The following is a 13,796-nucleotide window of genomic DNA, read 5'->3' as shown; positions in this document are numbered from 1 at the left end:
GAACGGGGCGGGCCGGGCCGCCCGCTCCCGGCCTACATATTCCGCCGATACTGCCCGCCCACCTCGAACAGCGCGTGGGTGATCTGCCCGAGCGAACACACGCGCACCACGTCCATCAGCACCGCGAACACGTTGCCGTCGTCGATCACCGCGCGCTTGAGGCGTTCGAGCGCCTCGGGCGCGGCGTCGCGGTGGCGCGCCTGGAAGTCGCGCAACCGCCGCAGCTGACTCTGCTTCTCCGCGTCGGTGGAACGCGCCAGCACCAGCGGCCGCGGCGCTTCATGCGGATGCGCGCTCAGGAACGTATTGACGCCGACGATCGGATACGAACCGTCATGCTTGCGATGCTCGTACAGCATCGACTCGTCCTGAATCCGTCCGCGCTGATAGCCGGTTTCCATCGCGCCGAGCACGCCGCCGCGCTCGGTGAGCCGCTCGAACTCGGCGAGCACCGCTTCCTCGACCAGATCGGTCAATTCATCGATCACGAAGCTGCCCTGATTCGGATTCTGGTTCTTCGCGAGCCCCCATTCGCGATTGATGATCAGCTGGATCGCGACCGCGCGGCGCACCGATTCCTCGGTCGGCGTCGTGATCGCTTCGTCGAACGCATTGGTGTGCAGGGAGTTGCAGTTGTCGTAGATCGCGATCAGCGCCTGCAGCGTCGTGCGGATGTCGTTGAAATCGATCTCCTGCGCGTGCAGGCTGCGGCCCGACGTCTGCACGTGATACTTGAGCTTCTGACTACGCTCGCTCGCGCCATAGCGCTCGCGCATCGCGACCGCCCAGATGCGTCGCGCGACGCGGCCGAGCACCGTGTACTCCGGGTCCATGCCGTTCGAGAAGAAGAACGACAGATTCGGCGCGAAGTCGTCGATCGACATGCCGCGCGCGAGATACGCCTCGACGTAGGTGAAGCCGTTCGCGAGCGTGTACGCGAGCTGCGAGATGGGGTTCGCGCCGGCCTCGGCGATGTGATAGCCGGAAATCGACACCGAATAGAAATTGCGCACGCCGTGTTCGACGAAATACGCCTGAATGTCACCCATCACCTTCAGGCTGAATTCGGTCGAGAAGATGCAGGTGTTCTGCCCCTGGTCTTCTTTCAGGATGTCGGCCTGCACGGTGCCGCGCACGTTTTCGAGCGCGGCGCGGCGCGTTGCGGCGAGTTCGGCTTCGGTCAACGGGCGGCCTTGCTGTTGCTCGCCCAGCGCGATCTGCTGCTCGATCGCGACGTTGAAGAACATCGCGAGGATCGTCGGCGCGGGGCCGTTGATCGTCATCGAGACCGACGTATCGGGCGAGCACAGATCGAAGCCGTCATACAGCGTCTTCATGTCGTCGAGCGTGGCGACCGACACACCCGAATTGCCGACCTTGCCGTAGATGTCCGGGCGCTCGTGCGGCTCCTCACCGTAAAGCGTCACCGAGTCGAACGCGGTGGATAGCCGTTTGGCCGGCATGCCTTCCGACAGCAGCCTGAAGCGACGATTCGTGCGCTGCGGATCGCCCTCGCCCGCGAACATGCGCGTCGGGTCCTCGTTCTCGCGACGAAACGGAAACACGCCAGCGGTGAATGGGAAATAGCCGGGCAGATTGTCGAGCATCAGCCAGCGCAGGATCTCGCCGTGATCGACGAATTTCGGCAGCGACACTTTGCGGATTTCGGAGCCGGACAGCGTCGTGACCGTCAGCGCGGTGCGGATTTCGCGCTTGCGGATGCGCACCACATGTTCGTCGCCCGCATAGGCGGCCACCGTTTGCGGCCACGCATCAAGCAGCTTGCGTTCGCGCTCGCCGAGCGCGGCGCCGCGTTGGTCGATCAGCGCATCGAGCGACGAGGCGTCGCTGCCCGCCTCGCCGAGCATGCGGCGCGTCTCGACGATCTGCCAGCGTTCCCGCGCGATTTGCGCCTGCGCGTCGGCGCGCGCTCGATAGCCGCGTACCGTCTGCGCGACGTCGGCCAGATAGCGCACGCGCGCGGGCGGCACGATCGCATGCAGGTTGCTCGAAAAGCGCAGGCCTTCGGTCGCGCCGAGCCGTGCGCCGCCCTCACGCAGCCCGTGCGTGCGCAGCGCATTAGCGATGCGCCGGTACAGCGCGGTTACGCCGTCGTCGTTGAAGCGCGACGCGATCGTGCCGAACACCGGCATCGCATCGGGCGATGTCGCGAAGTCCCCGCGGTTGCGCTGCACCTGCTTCGCGACGTCACGCAGCGCATCCAGCGCACCCTTGCGATCGAACTTGTTGATCGCGACGAAGCTCGCGAAGTCGAGCATATCGATCTTCTCGAGCTGGCTCGCGGCGCCGAACTCCGGCGTCATCACGTACAGCGATTCGTCGACGAACGGCACGATCGCCGCATCGCCCTGACCGATCCCCGACGTCTCGACGACGATCAGATCGAAGCCCGCCACCTTGCACAGCATCAGCGCGGCAGGTAGCGAATCGGAGAGTTCGGTCGATGCCTCGCGCGTCGCCATCGAGCGCATATAAATGCGGGCGCCGCCGCCCCAATCGCCGATCGCATTCATGCGGATCCGGTCGCCGAGCAGCGCGCCGCCGGATTTTCGCCGCGACGGATCGATCGCGAGCACGGCGATGTTCAGCGAGTCGCCGTAGTCGAGCCGGAAACGGCGGATCAGCTCGTCGGTCAGCGACGACTTGCCCGCGCCGCCGGTGCCGGTGATGCCGAGCACCGGGATGCGTGGCGCTTGCGCGAGCGTCGCTAGCTGGTCGCACGCGGCGGCGTCGACGCTGTTCGTTTCGAACGCGCTGATCAGTTGCGCGAGGCGGCGGAAGATCGGCGCGGCGGGATCGGCGGGGTGCGAGCCAGCAGCAGTGCCAGCGTGCGGAGCATGGGCCTCACCGCAACGCGGCAACGGCCGCGCGGCCAGCTCGGCGAGCCATTCGCGCACCGGCGTCGGCCGCGCCGCGTCGGCCGCGCGCGCCCCTTCGACGCAGCGCGCGATCATGTCGTCGATCATGCCTTGCAGACCGAGCCGCTGACCGTCGTGCGGCGAGTAGATTTTTTCGACACCGTCGCGTTCGAGCGCGGCAATTTCCTCGGGGACGATCACGCCCCCGCCGCCGCCGAACACCTTGATGCGCTCGCCGCCGCTTGCACGCAGCAAATCCACCAGGTAGCGGAAGTATTCGTTGTGGCCGCCCTGATAGCTCGACACGGCGACGCCGTCGGCGTCCTCGTTGAGCGCGGCGGTCGCGACTTCGGCGACGGAGCGGTTGTGGCCGAGGTGGATCACCTCGACGCCGCTTGCCTGCAGGATGCGCCGCATGATGTTGATCGACGCGTCGTGGCCGTCGAACAGTGCGGCGGCGGTGACGAAGCGCAGGCGCCGGCCCGCGGGCAGTTCGTGGCTGCCGGCACGCTGCGGCGTGGACAGATCGGTCATGTCTCCCCCAGATCATTTAACTGATGGGTGTTCACAATCAGTATATAGAAACGGGGTAACACGGCGCCGGGGCGCGGGGCGGGCGATTGGCGACGTATGCTCGGTGCTTCCCGAAACGCTAACGCACCGCCAACGCCTTGATCTGGTCGAGCGACGGCCACAGCGATTCGTTTGCGAACCGCGCCGCCAGAAAATCGACGAATGAGCGCACCTTGGCCGATAGATGCCGTCGGCTCGTGTAGACGACGTGGATCGGCAGCTCCCGCGGCGGCACCTGGTCGACGAGCAGCGGCACGAGCCGCCCTTCGGCGAGATCGCTGCCGATCACCTCGGTGCCGAGCATCGCGATGCCCGCGCCATGCAGCACGACCACGCGCTGGGCCTCGAGCTGATTGACGATCAGATTGCCCGACAGGCGCACACGCGAGCCCGCGTCGCCGGTCGCGACCTCGAGCGCCGATACGCCCGCGTACTGCAGATAGTTGTGGCGCGCGAGATCGGCGACGCTCTTCGGCGTGCCATGCTTGCGCAGATAGGCGGGCGATGCGCACAGCACCAGATGCGCGGTCGCGATCTGCCGCGCGATCAGCGACGACGACTTGAGCCCGCCCGGCGACGCGCGGATCGCGACGTCGAAGCCCTCGTCGATCAGTTCGACGACGCGGTCGGACAGTGTCATATCGACGGTGACCTGCGGATACTGCGCGGCGTAGTCCGCGACCGCGGCCATCACGTGATTCAGGCCGAACGCCGACAGCGACGACACCCGCAGCCGCCCGTGCGGCACGACGCTTGCCGCGCCGACCGCCTGGCCGGCTTCGTCGAGCTCGGTGAGCGCCTGACTCAGCCGCTCGTAGTACTCGCGGCCTGCCTCGGTCGGCGCGACGCGGCGCGTGGTGCGGTTCAGGAGCCGCGCGCCGAGCTGCTGCTCCAGATGCATCACATGCTTGCTCGCCATCGCCGCCGACATCTCCATCTTCTCCGCCGCGCCGACGAAACTGCCGGCTTCGACCACGTGGCGAAACACTTTCATGCTGACGAGGGTGTCCATCTCAGTCGCTCGCTTCAGGAATCAATCGACGTCATTTTGCCGGGTTTATCAAAAGAACGGCAGCAAACGCTCGTATTCGGCGGCGGCCGAATACGACAAAGCCCGCGTTCCGGGCGGAACGCGGGCTTTGCGGTGACACCGTGGGCCGAGATCAGAATTTCGCGCGCAACCCCGCGCCATATGTATTTCCGCTCGACTGACCGGTGATGTGGTCATACAGGTACGCGGCATAGACATCGGTGCGCTTGGACAGCGGATAGTCGTAGCCGACCGCCGCCGTCTGGCGCGTCTGGTTCGAACCGCCGCCGTTACGCGAATACGCATACGAAGCCATCACCGAGCCAGGCCCGAACGGCACCGTGACGCCGCCCTGGCCCGTGTTGACGTGCCAGCTCGTGACCTGCTGGTTGTTATATGTGTACATGTACTGGCCGTACAGCTTGACGAACTTCAGGTCGTACGACACACCCGCCTGCGCGACGCTCTGGCTGCGTAGACCCGGCACGCCCGAGGTTTCGAAGCTGCCGAGGTCGCCCGGCACGTTGTTGAAGTTCACGTACTGGTACACCGCGGTCGCCGCGAACGGCCCGTGGAAGTACAGCACCTGGCCGCTCCACTTCTTCGCGCCGTTCTGGGTCGTGTTGCCGAGCGCGTACATCGCGGTAGCCGAAAGGCCGTTGAAGTTCGGCGACGTATACGACACCGCATTGTTCCAGCCCGAGTCGCCGGTCACGCCCTGGTCGGTCGTGTAGGTCGGGAAGGTGCCGAGGCCGAGGTACACGTGATAGACCATCGGCGAGAACCAGTACGAATCGACGAACGGGTTGAACAGGATCGTCGACACGAACAGCGGCGTCGTCAGGCGGCCGGCGGTCACCGTGCCGTACGGCGATTCGATGCCGACGTACGCATTGCGCGAGAACGTCGTGTCGCCGGTGAAGCGGCCGTACTCGCCGGTTTGCGCGCGGAAGAAGCCTTCGATGGTGAAGATGGCCTTGTAGCCGTTGCCCAGATCCTCGGTCCCCTTGAAGCCCCAGTACGACGTCGACATGCCGCCGCCCGACACGACCACCGCGGTCTTGCCGCCCGGAAACTTCTGCGAGCCGACCCACTCGTCGACCTGGCCGTAGAGTTGCACGCTCGATTGCGCGAACGCCGACGACGCGCTCGCCAGCGCGGCGACGCATGCGGTGGCCTTGAGAGTAGTCTTCAGCGCGCTGCTGAGGCTTGTGTTCATGAGTTCTCCAATCTTTGTCAAAAGGGTGTGGCTGTGCGAAAGGGGGCGCTCGCGCGAAACATCGTTGTTATCCGTTCGATCGTCGAGTCAATCTGGGCGGGTCCCATCTTTGCGGACCATTTTTATAAACAAAAATATCGCTGCTTATTGCGGGTATATCGGTCTGATTAGTTTGGTCGGTTATCGGCTTGATATGACGCTTCAGAGCGGACTGGCGCCGCCCCCTGGACGCAATGCGGCATGCGGCGAACGGCGCGCCACAGCGTGCGGGAACGCCTTAAATGACGGGCCGATGACGCGACGCGGCAGAATGCCAAGATTTGACGCTGACCGGTATTTCGATGCCGGGTGTTTTCAAAAAAGTGTGGCGTCGAAACGTCAGATTCGGGGCTACGGCGCAGAGGAAGGCGCGCGAAGCCGCGCGAGCGATCGCGGGAAGGATCAGGAAGACGGGTTTCGGGACTGCGGTTGGGGCGGTGCGGTGGTTTGCGAAATCGCGCTCGGCTAATTCCGGTACGGTGAACCGCCCGGCTGACGCGGATCGTCGGCTGGGCGTTGCATCGGGCGCGCTGCGCCACGCTCTTCGTTGTAGCGGGCGACGTCGGCGCGGATCGAGCCGTTGCGCATCGGCATGTTGGACGGGGGATGCGGCACCGGACGCGACTCCGCGCTGACCGGCGTGATCGCGCCCGCATAGCCGGACGGATCGCCGACACGGCGCATGCCGGACTCGTAGCTGCCGAAGCCATAACCGAAATTGGCGTCCGCGATATTCGAGTTGCCGCGCTGCGCGCGTGCGTCACGAGAAGCCATCGCATGGCGCGAGCCGCGCGGAGCAGGTGCGCCGCGCGCACCGGCATAACGGCCGTCGCCACGCATCTCCATGCGCGGCGCGCGCCCGGCAGTGTCGCGCGAATAAGCGCCGCCCGCGGCGGCACCGCCGCCATGCGGCCCACCCGGCTCCTTCGCATAGGCGAACGAGCACAGCACGGCGATGACCGCGCCCCACGCCCAGTGCCTCGTTCTCGACAACCCGTCCACCTGTGACTCTCACGCCCGAAGACTTGCCTGAAATCCACCGTTCGAGCTGCGATGGACCTGTTGCGGGAGGAGAAAAGCGCCGCGTTCCTATCGCGGCGCAGGGCATCCCTGCGGCCTTTGAACGAGTAATTTATGGTCGGGGACAGAGGGTGTCGAGCCAAAAAGTGTTAGGTCTCGTCGGTGGATGTAACACCCTGTTACTGCGGCGTTTTTCCGCGCCGGAGCCCTCGTGCGGACGCGCCTCGGCGGCTTGCTGGCCGGCGTTTTCGCCTGGTCCGCGCGGGCGCCGTTTGTTGCAAATAAACGCCGCTTGCAACGTCAATGGTTAAACGGTTTGTCGCGAGAAAGCACCTCGCCAATACTGAAACCTGGCGCGTCGCACGAATGGGCTCGGCCTGATTGGGGAGTCAATGCGCAAACTTCATTAATCGATTCGGCAAATGAATTTGCGTTTTCAATCGGCTTTCGACAACAATAGCCGCTTTCCATTGGCATGGACCACGCCTGACAGACCCGTCCCATGCTTACACCGCGTCATTGAATCGAGATTGCGACATGGCCCGCCCGAAATTCCTGCCCGATAACTTCACCCTGTGCCTCGTCGGCACCGTGATCCTCGCCAGCTTCCTGCCCGTTCATGGACAGGCCGCCGTGGGGTTCAACTGGGTGACGAACATCGCGGTCGGCCTGCTGTTCTTCCTGCACGGCGCCAAGCTCTCACGCGAGGCGATCATTGCGGGCGCGACGCACTGGCGCCTTCACCTCGTAGTGCTGCTGAGCACGTTCGCGCTGTTTCCGCTGCTCGGCCTCGCGCTTAAACCGGTCCTTTCGCCGCTGGTCACGCCGTCGCTCTACGCCGGCGTCCTCTTCCTCTGCACGCTGCCGTCGACGGTCCAGTCGTCGATCGCGTTCACGTCCATTGCCAAGGGCAACGTGCCGGCCGCGGTATGCAGCGCGTCCGCCTCGAGCCTGCTCGGCATCTTCGTCACTCCAGCACTCGTCAGCGTCGTCGTGACGAATCAGGCCGCGAGCGGCGGTGCGTCGCCGTGGCATACGATCGGCAACATCGTGCTGCAACTGCTCGTGCCGTTCGTTGCCGGCCAACTGCTGCGCCCGCTGATCGGCAAGTGGATCGAGAAGAATCGCGGCGTGCTGAAGTTCGTCGACCAGGGCTCGATCCTGCTCGTCGTCTACGGCGCGTTCAGCGAGGCCGTCACCGAAGGCCTCTGGCACACGATTCCGCTGTCGGCGCTCGGCGGCCTCGTCGTGGTGAGCGCCGTGCTGCTCGCGCTCGCGCTGGCCGCGACGATCTTCGCGAGCAAGCGGCTCGGCTTCAGCCGCGCGGACCAGATCACCATCATCTTCTGCGGCTCGAAGAAAAGCCTCGCCGCCGGCGTGCCGATGGCCAAGGTGATCTTCGCGTCGCATGCGGTCGGCGCCGTGGTGCTGCCGCTGATGCTGTTTCACCAGATTCAGCTGATGGTCTGCGCCGCGCTCGCGCAACGCTGGGGCGCCCGCGACCTCAGCGGCGAGAGCAATGCCGCGGCGCGGCGACCCGCCGCCGCCGTCGCGCGCCGTTGAAAACACACGCAATGCAAACAGGACATTCATAAGCGCCCTCCCTGAGCGTCGTTTTGATCGTATGAAGCAAGCCGCCTTCGGGCGGCTTTTCTTTTGGCTCTTCACTGGCCTTTGTCGTTATTTCACGCGCAAACGCTCTCGCTGTCGCCTCGGCCGGATGGCATAGGACGATTCTCGAACCGTCTCGAAAACGGCGGCCAGCCTGTTGTTTAGGCTGTTTTACTAAACACATTAGTTTCCGACAAATCCATACGATACGGGTATTTACCTGTGTCATGCTGGCGTTTTGCGGGCGGCTTTAGCTGCGTTTTACTATACAATCGCCCGACCTGAACCCGTGCTGCCTCGCCTCGCGCGGCAGCTTCATTCGATGGCCACAACCATCCGCGACGTCGCCCGCGCCGCCAGCGTTTCAATCGGCACCGTGTCGCGCGCGCTCAAAAATCAGCCGGGCCTTTCCGAGGCCACGCGCGAACGCGTCGTCGAAGCGGCGCGCCAGCTCGGCTACGACTCGGCGCAGCTGCGTCCGCGCATCCGCCGGCTGACTTTCCTGCTGCATCGTCAGCACAACAACTTCGCCGCGAGCCCGTTCTTCTCGCACGTGCTGCACGGTGTCGAAGACGCGTGCCGCGAGCGCGGCATCGTGCCGTCGGTGCTGACTGCCGGGCCGACCGAGGACGTAATTCATCAGATGCGCCTGCACGCGCCCGACGCCGTCGCGATCGCCGGCTTCGTCGAGCCCGAAACGCTCGCCACGCTGGTCGCGATGCAACGACCGCTGGTGCTGATCGATCTATGGTCGCCGGGCTTGCGCTCGGTCAATCTCGACAACGCCGGCGGCGCCACGCTCGCAATGCGCCATCTGTTCGCGCAGCAGCGCAAGCGCGTCGCGTTCATCGGCGGCTCGCTCGCGCACTTCAGCATCGCCGAGCGCGCGCTCGGCTACCGGCGCGCGTTCTTCGAAGCGGGGCTGCTGTTCGATCCGTCGCTCGAAGTGAACATCGACGCCGGGCTCGATCCCGACACCGGCGCCGCGCGCGCGATGCAGCGCCTGCTCGACGCGCCGGGCCCGCGCCCCGACGCCGTATTCGCGTTCAACGACGCCGCCGCGCTCGCCGCGCTGCGCGTGTGTCTCGCGCGCGGGCTCAGCGTGCCCGATGACATCGCGATCATCGGTTTCGACGACATCCCCGCCGCCGCCCACGCTACCCCGCCGCTATCGACGATCGCGGTCGACAAGGAAGCGCTCGGCCGACGCGGCGTCGAACTGCTGCTCGAAGACTCGCCCGCCGAACTCGAAGTCCGCTTGCCCGTTCAACTCGTTGCCCGTGCCAGTACTTTGGTGAAAACGCCATGACGCTAACCGATCCGCTTCAACTTTCCAGCGACGCCGCGAAGGCGCCGCCGTTCGCCAGCTTCCGCAAGCGCGAGTTTCTGCTCACGCACATCGAAGACACGCTGCGCTTCTACGCGCCGAACGTGCTCGACCCGAGCGGCGGCTTCTACCACTTCTTGCGCGACGACGGTTCGATCTACAACCGCACCACGCGCCACCTGGTCAGCAGTTGCCGCTACGTGTTCAACTACGCGATGGCGTACCGGCAGTTCGGCGACCCGAAGCACCTCGAATACACGCGCCACGGCCTGCGCTTTCTGCGCGACGCGCACTGGGACTCGCAGCACGAGGGCTACGACTGGGAAATCGAATGGCGCGACGGCAAACAGCGCACGCTCGACGCGACGCGCCACTGCTACGGCCTCGCGTTCGTGCTGCTCGCGTACTCGCACGCGGCGATGGCCGGCATCGAGGAAGCGAAGCCGATGATCGGCGCGACCTTCGAGCTGATGGAGCACCGCTTCTGGGACGCCGCCGCCGGCCTCTATGCCGACGACGCGTCGGCCGACTGGCGTGTCAGCACGTATCGCGGGCAGAACGCGAACATGCATACCACCGAGGCGCTGCTCGCCGCGCACGAAGCGACCCGTCATCTGGTGTATCTCGATCGCGCCGAGCGCGTGGCGTCGAATATCACGCTGCGCCAGGCGAAGCTGTCGCAAGGACTCGTGTGGGAGCACTTTCACGCGGACTGGTCGGTCGACTGGCACTACAACGAAGAGGACAGCTCGAACATCTTCCGTCCGTGGGGCTTCCAGCCCGGTCATCAGACCGAATGGGCGAAGCTGCTGCTGATTCTCGAACGCTTCCGTCCGCTGCCGTGGCTGCTGCCGCGCGCGATCGAACTGTTCGACGCCGCGATGACGCACGCATGGGACGAAGACCACGGCGGCCTCTACTACGGCTTCGGCCCCGACGGCACCGTGTGCGATCACGACAAGTACTTCTGGGTGCAGGCCGAAACGTTCGCGACCGCCGCGCTGCTCGGCAAGCGCACCGGCAACGAGCGCTTCTGGGACTGGTACGACGAGATCTGGCGCTATAGCTGGACGCACTTCGTGGACCACAAGTACGGCGCGTGGTATCGCATCCTCACCTGCGACAACCGCAAGTACAGCGACGAAAAGAGCCCGGCCGGCAAGACCGACTATCACACGATGGGCGCGTGCTACGAAGTGCTCGCCCATGCGCTCGGCGAAAACGCCGCGGCTGATTCAGCCGCTCCCGCCGCAGCGGCTTCCGCGGAGAAAGCACAATGAGCGCGACGACCAACCTCCCCGTTTTCGTATCCGCCGGCGACATCCTGACCGATCTCGTGCGCACCGGCGCATCGCACTGGCTGTCGCGTCCGGGCGGCGCGGGCTGGAACGCCGCGCGCTGCGTCGCGCGGCTCGGCCTGCCGACCGCGTGCGCGGGCTCGCTCGGCGTCGATAACTTTTCCGACGAGTTGTGGGACGCGAGCGTCGCGGCCGGCCTCGACATGCGCTTCCTGCAGCGCGTCGAGCGTCCGCCGCTGCTCGCGATCGTGCATCAGACGCATCCGCCCGCGTACTTCTTCATGGGCGAGAACGGCGCCGACCTCGCGTTCGATCCGGCGAAGCTGCCCGCCGGTTGGATGAACGCGGTGAAGTGGGCGCACTTCGGCTGCATCAGCCTCGTGCGTCAGCCGCTCGGCGACACACTGGCGAAGCTCGCCGCCGAGTTGCGTTCGCACGGCGTGAAGATCAGCTTCGATCCGAACTATCGCAATCTGATGGAGCACGGCTACGAGCCGACGCTGCGCAAGATGGCGGCGCTCGCGGATCTGATCAAGGTATCGGACGAAGACCTGCGCATGATCTTCAAGACCAGCGACGAAGCCGCCGCGCTCGCGCAATTGCGCGCGATGAATCCCGCCGCCACCGTGCTCGTCACGCGCGGCCCCGAAGCAGCGATGCTGCTCGACGGCGCCGCGGTGATCGAGGCGAAGCCGCCGCGCGTCGAAGTGGTCGATACGGTCGGCGCGGGCGATGCGTCGATCGGCGGTCTGCTGTTCAGCCTGATGAGCGCGCCGCAACGCGGGTGGCCCGAGCATCTCGCGTTCGCGCTCGCGGCCGGCGCGGCGGCTTGCGGCCACGCCGGTGCGCACGCGCCGACGCTCGACGAGGTGGTCGCGCTGCTATAAAACGCGACGCTGTAATTCTGCTGCCCTGGGGCGCGCGTAGCGTAACGGATGTCGAGCACGTCGCGCGGCGCGAAGCCGCCCCAAAGCGGGAACCGATCCCGCCACGCCGTGCTAGGATGAAAACATCGAAACCTTTGCGAAAAGGAGCGAGGCCATGGAGGACGTCACCTACACCAAAGGGCTCTACACGGCCACCGCGTCGATAAGAGAAGTCGCACATGACGCCTGGCAAGGTGTCGTCACCCTCGCGCGCGACGAAGGCGAACCCAGCGCCGATCAGGAAACCACGCTCTACGAAGTCGACTCGACGTCGTCGACGCCGGGAGAAGCGCTCGAAGAAGCCAAAGCGCTCGCACATCGTATCCTCGGGGAAATCGAACTGTAGGCCGAACCAAGGTGCAGCGCGTCGCGCGTCCTCGCGCATCGGCGCGCCGCTGCCGGATCGGCCGGCTGGAGGCGATCATGGCTGAACAGCTGTTCCAATACGGCGTGTATTCGATTCACGTTCGTCCGCTCGAACTCAGTGGCGCGCGCTGGGACGCGGAATACGAAATCCGTCATCGCGAGAAGGCCGTCAAGGCGTGGACCACGGTCGGCGGCGACGCGGGTTATGCCGAGCAGGCCGAAGCGGTGGAAAGTGCGCATCGGCAGGCGGTCGATGATATCGAGCATGGCGCGGGAATTCCGAAGCCGCACGTGTTTCCGTGACGGCGGTTGGGTGGGTGTGGCGCGCGGCTGCGCCCGACCCGCTCGCCGCGCATGATGCGACCTGACCCAGCCTGAAATCCCGGACGCGCCCGGAAGCATTTCGACGACGGCATCGCGCAACCTCGCACCCTGGCGATACATCGCGCCGCGCCGCCTTCGCCCCGCGCGGAAACTCGCGCAGCGCGCCATGCTACGCTGTCCACGTCTTCATTCCCGCGAGCGCGTGATGGCAAGCGAACCGTCAGACCGTTTTTCCACGCTCGGCGACACCGACGCGAGGCGCCGCGCGCGCGGCAGTCGCGAAATGCGTCTCGACGATCGCGTGGTGATCGCGCACGGCATGCCGACGCCGCTGTGGCAAGACCTGTATCACCGCGCGCTCGGCGTGCGCTGGCCGGGGTTCTTCGTGTCGCTCGCGCTGCTGTTCCTGCTGCTCAACACCGTGTTCGCCATGCTCTACATGCTCGGCGACGCTCCGATCGCGAATCAGTTTCCGAAGGGCTTCGCCGGCGCGTTCTTCTTTAGCGTCGAAACCCTCGCGACGGTCGGCTACGGCGACATGCATCCGCAAACCGTCTACGCGCACTGGATCGCGACGCTCGAAATCTTCATCGGCATGTCGAGCATCGCGTTGGCGACCGGGCTGATCTTCGCGCGCTTTTCGCGGCCGCACGCGAAGATCATGTTCGCGCGCTACGCGGTGATCCGGCCGATCGACGGCCGCATGACGTTGATGGTGCGCTCGGCCAACGCGCGTCAGAACGTGATCGCAGAGGCACGCGCGCGGCTGCGCATCATGCGTCTGGAGACCTCGATCGAAGGCTTTACGCTGCGCAAGCTCTACGACCTCGCGCTGGTGCGCGACCAGCACCCGGTCTTCAAGCTCGGCTGGACGCTGATGCACATCATCGACGAAGCGAGCCCGCTGTTCGGCGAAAACGCCGAATCGTTGAAAGGCCGCGACGTGTCGCTGCTGCTCACGCTCGAAGGCATCGACGAATCGACGTCGCAAACCATGCAGGCGCGCCACATGTGGACCTGCGACCAGATCGTCTGGCAGCACCGGTTCGTCGACATCATGAGTGAGCGCGACGGCGTGAGCCACATCGACTACGCGCACTTCGACGAAATCGTGCCGCTCGATGCGGCACCGCTCCAACCGGACATCGCGGCGAACACGGCGCAATAGCAATAGCCATCGTCCC

11 protein-coding genes are annotated in these 13,796 nt (G+C 65.5%); 7 read left to right on the top strand and 4 right to left on the bottom strand.

What is annotated here, in order from left to right; translation table 11 throughout:
- Positions 1-32 precede the first annotated feature (32 nt).
- The 4 genes from icmF to HDG37_RS21990 form a co-directional block, all read right to left on the bottom strand.
- A complete protein-coding gene (gene icmF, locus HDG37_RS22005; RefSeq protein ID WP_184051264.1) occupies positions 33-3,413 on the bottom strand; it encodes a fused isobutyryl-CoA mutase/GTPase IcmF in 3,381 nt (1,126 codons plus the stop codon).
- A 118-nt stretch (positions 3,414-3,531) separates the two neighbouring features.
- The gene (locus HDG37_RS22000; protein WP_184051262.1) at positions 3,532-4,464 is read right to left on the bottom strand and encodes a LysR family transcriptional regulator; all 933 of its coding nucleotides are present in this window, start codon (positions 4,462-4,464) and stop codon (positions 3,532-3,534) included.
- 151 nt (positions 4,465-4,615) lie between these two features.
- Entirely contained in the window at positions 4,616-5,701 is a 1,086-nt protein-coding gene (locus HDG37_RS21995) for a porin (protein WP_184051260.1), read from the bottom strand.
- A gap of 504 nt (positions 5,702-6,205) precedes the next feature.
- Positions 6,206-6,742 carry a hypothetical protein gene (locus tag HDG37_RS21990; RefSeq protein ID WP_311541513.1) on the bottom strand — a complete coding sequence of 179 codons (537 nt, stop codon included), beginning with the start codon at positions 6,740-6,742 and terminating at the stop codon, positions 6,206-6,208.
- Positions 6,743-7,297: 555 nt separating this feature from the next.
- Between HDG37_RS21990 and HDG37_RS21985 the strand changes: the two genes are divergently transcribed.
- The 7 genes from HDG37_RS21985 (at position 7,298) to HDG37_RS21955 (ending at position 13,780) form a co-directional block, all read left to right on the top strand.
- A complete protein-coding gene (locus tag HDG37_RS21985) occupies positions 7,298-8,323 on the top strand; it encodes a bile acid:sodium symporter family protein (protein WP_184051258.1) in 1,026 nt (341 codons plus the stop codon).
- A gap of 370 nt (positions 8,324-8,693) precedes the next feature.
- Positions 8,694-9,680 carry a LacI family DNA-binding transcriptional regulator gene (locus HDG37_RS21980; RefSeq protein WP_184051256.1) on the top strand — a complete coding sequence of 329 codons (987 nt, stop codon included), beginning with the start codon at positions 8,694-8,696 and terminating at the stop codon, positions 9,678-9,680.
- Entirely contained in the window at positions 9,677-10,978 is a 1,302-nt protein-coding gene (locus HDG37_RS21975; protein ID WP_184051254.1) for an AGE family epimerase/isomerase, read from the top strand. Before HDG37_RS21980 ends, HDG37_RS21975 begins: the two co-directional genes overlap by 4 nt.
- Entirely contained in the window at positions 10,975-11,883 is a 909-nt protein-coding gene (locus HDG37_RS21970; protein ID WP_184051252.1) for a carbohydrate kinase, read from the top strand. Before HDG37_RS21975 ends, HDG37_RS21970 begins: the two co-directional genes overlap by 4 nt.
- Positions 11,884-12,037: 154 nt before the next feature.
- Positions 12,038-12,268 (top strand): hypothetical protein, encoded by a 231-nt coding sequence (locus HDG37_RS21965; protein ID WP_018419210.1) that lies wholly within the window; start codon positions 12,038-12,040, stop codon positions 12,266-12,268.
- A gap of 77 nt (positions 12,269-12,345) precedes the next feature.
- A complete protein-coding gene (locus HDG37_RS21960; RefSeq protein ID WP_184051250.1) occupies positions 12,346-12,591 on the top strand; it encodes a hypothetical protein in 246 nt (81 codons plus the stop codon).
- 226 nt (positions 12,592-12,817) lie between these two features.
- The gene (locus HDG37_RS21955; RefSeq protein ID WP_184051248.1) at positions 12,818-13,780 is read left to right on the top strand and encodes an ion channel; all 963 of its coding nucleotides are present in this window, start codon (positions 12,818-12,820) and stop codon (positions 13,778-13,780) included.
- Positions 13,781-13,796 lie beyond the last annotated feature (16 nt).

The sequence above is a fragment of the Paraburkholderia sp. MM5384-R2 genome, assembly GCF_014201025.1.
Lineage (GTDB): Bacteria > Pseudomonadota > Gammaproteobacteria > Burkholderiales > Burkholderiaceae > Paraburkholderia > Paraburkholderia tuberum.
The sequence above is the reverse complement of the archived record's forward strand: the minus strand, read 5'-3'. Positions and strand labels throughout refer to the sequence as shown.

Bases quoted from the DNA above. Each gene is read 5' to 3' on its own strand.
- icmF (WP_184051264.1), bottom strand. From the start codon at position 3,413: ATGACCGATCTGTCCACGCCGCAGCGTGCCGGCAGCCACGAACTGCCC.
- HDG37_RS22000 (WP_184051262.1), bottom strand. From the start codon at position 4,464: ATGGACACCCTCGTCAGCATGAAAGTGTTTCGCCACGTGGTCGAAGCC.
- HDG37_RS21995 (WP_184051260.1), bottom strand. From the start codon at position 5,701: ATGAACACAAGCCTCAGCAGCGCGCTGAAGACTACTCTCAAGGCCACC.
- HDG37_RS21985 (WP_184051258.1), top strand. From the start codon at position 7,298: ATGGCCCGCCCGAAATTCCTGCCCGATAACTTCACCCTGTGCCTCGTC.
- HDG37_RS21980 (WP_184051256.1), top strand. From the start codon at position 8,694: ATGGCCACAACCATCCGCGACGTCGCCCGCGCCGCCAGCGTTTCAATC.
- HDG37_RS21975 (WP_184051254.1), top strand. From the start codon at position 9,677: ATGACGCTAACCGATCCGCTTCAACTTTCCAGCGACGCCGCGAAGGCG.
- HDG37_RS21970 (WP_184051252.1), top strand. From the start codon at position 10,975: ATGAGCGCGACGACCAACCTCCCCGTTTTCGTATCCGCCGGCGACATC.
- HDG37_RS21965 (WP_018419210.1), top strand. From the start codon at position 12,038: ATGGAGGACGTCACCTACACCAAAGGGCTCTACACGGCCACCGCGTCG.
- HDG37_RS21960 (WP_184051250.1), top strand. From the start codon at position 12,346: ATGGCTGAACAGCTGTTCCAATACGGCGTGTATTCGATTCACGTTCGT.
- HDG37_RS21955 (WP_184051248.1), top strand. From the start codon at position 12,818: ATGGCAAGCGAACCGTCAGACCGTTTTTCCACGCTCGGCGACACCGAC.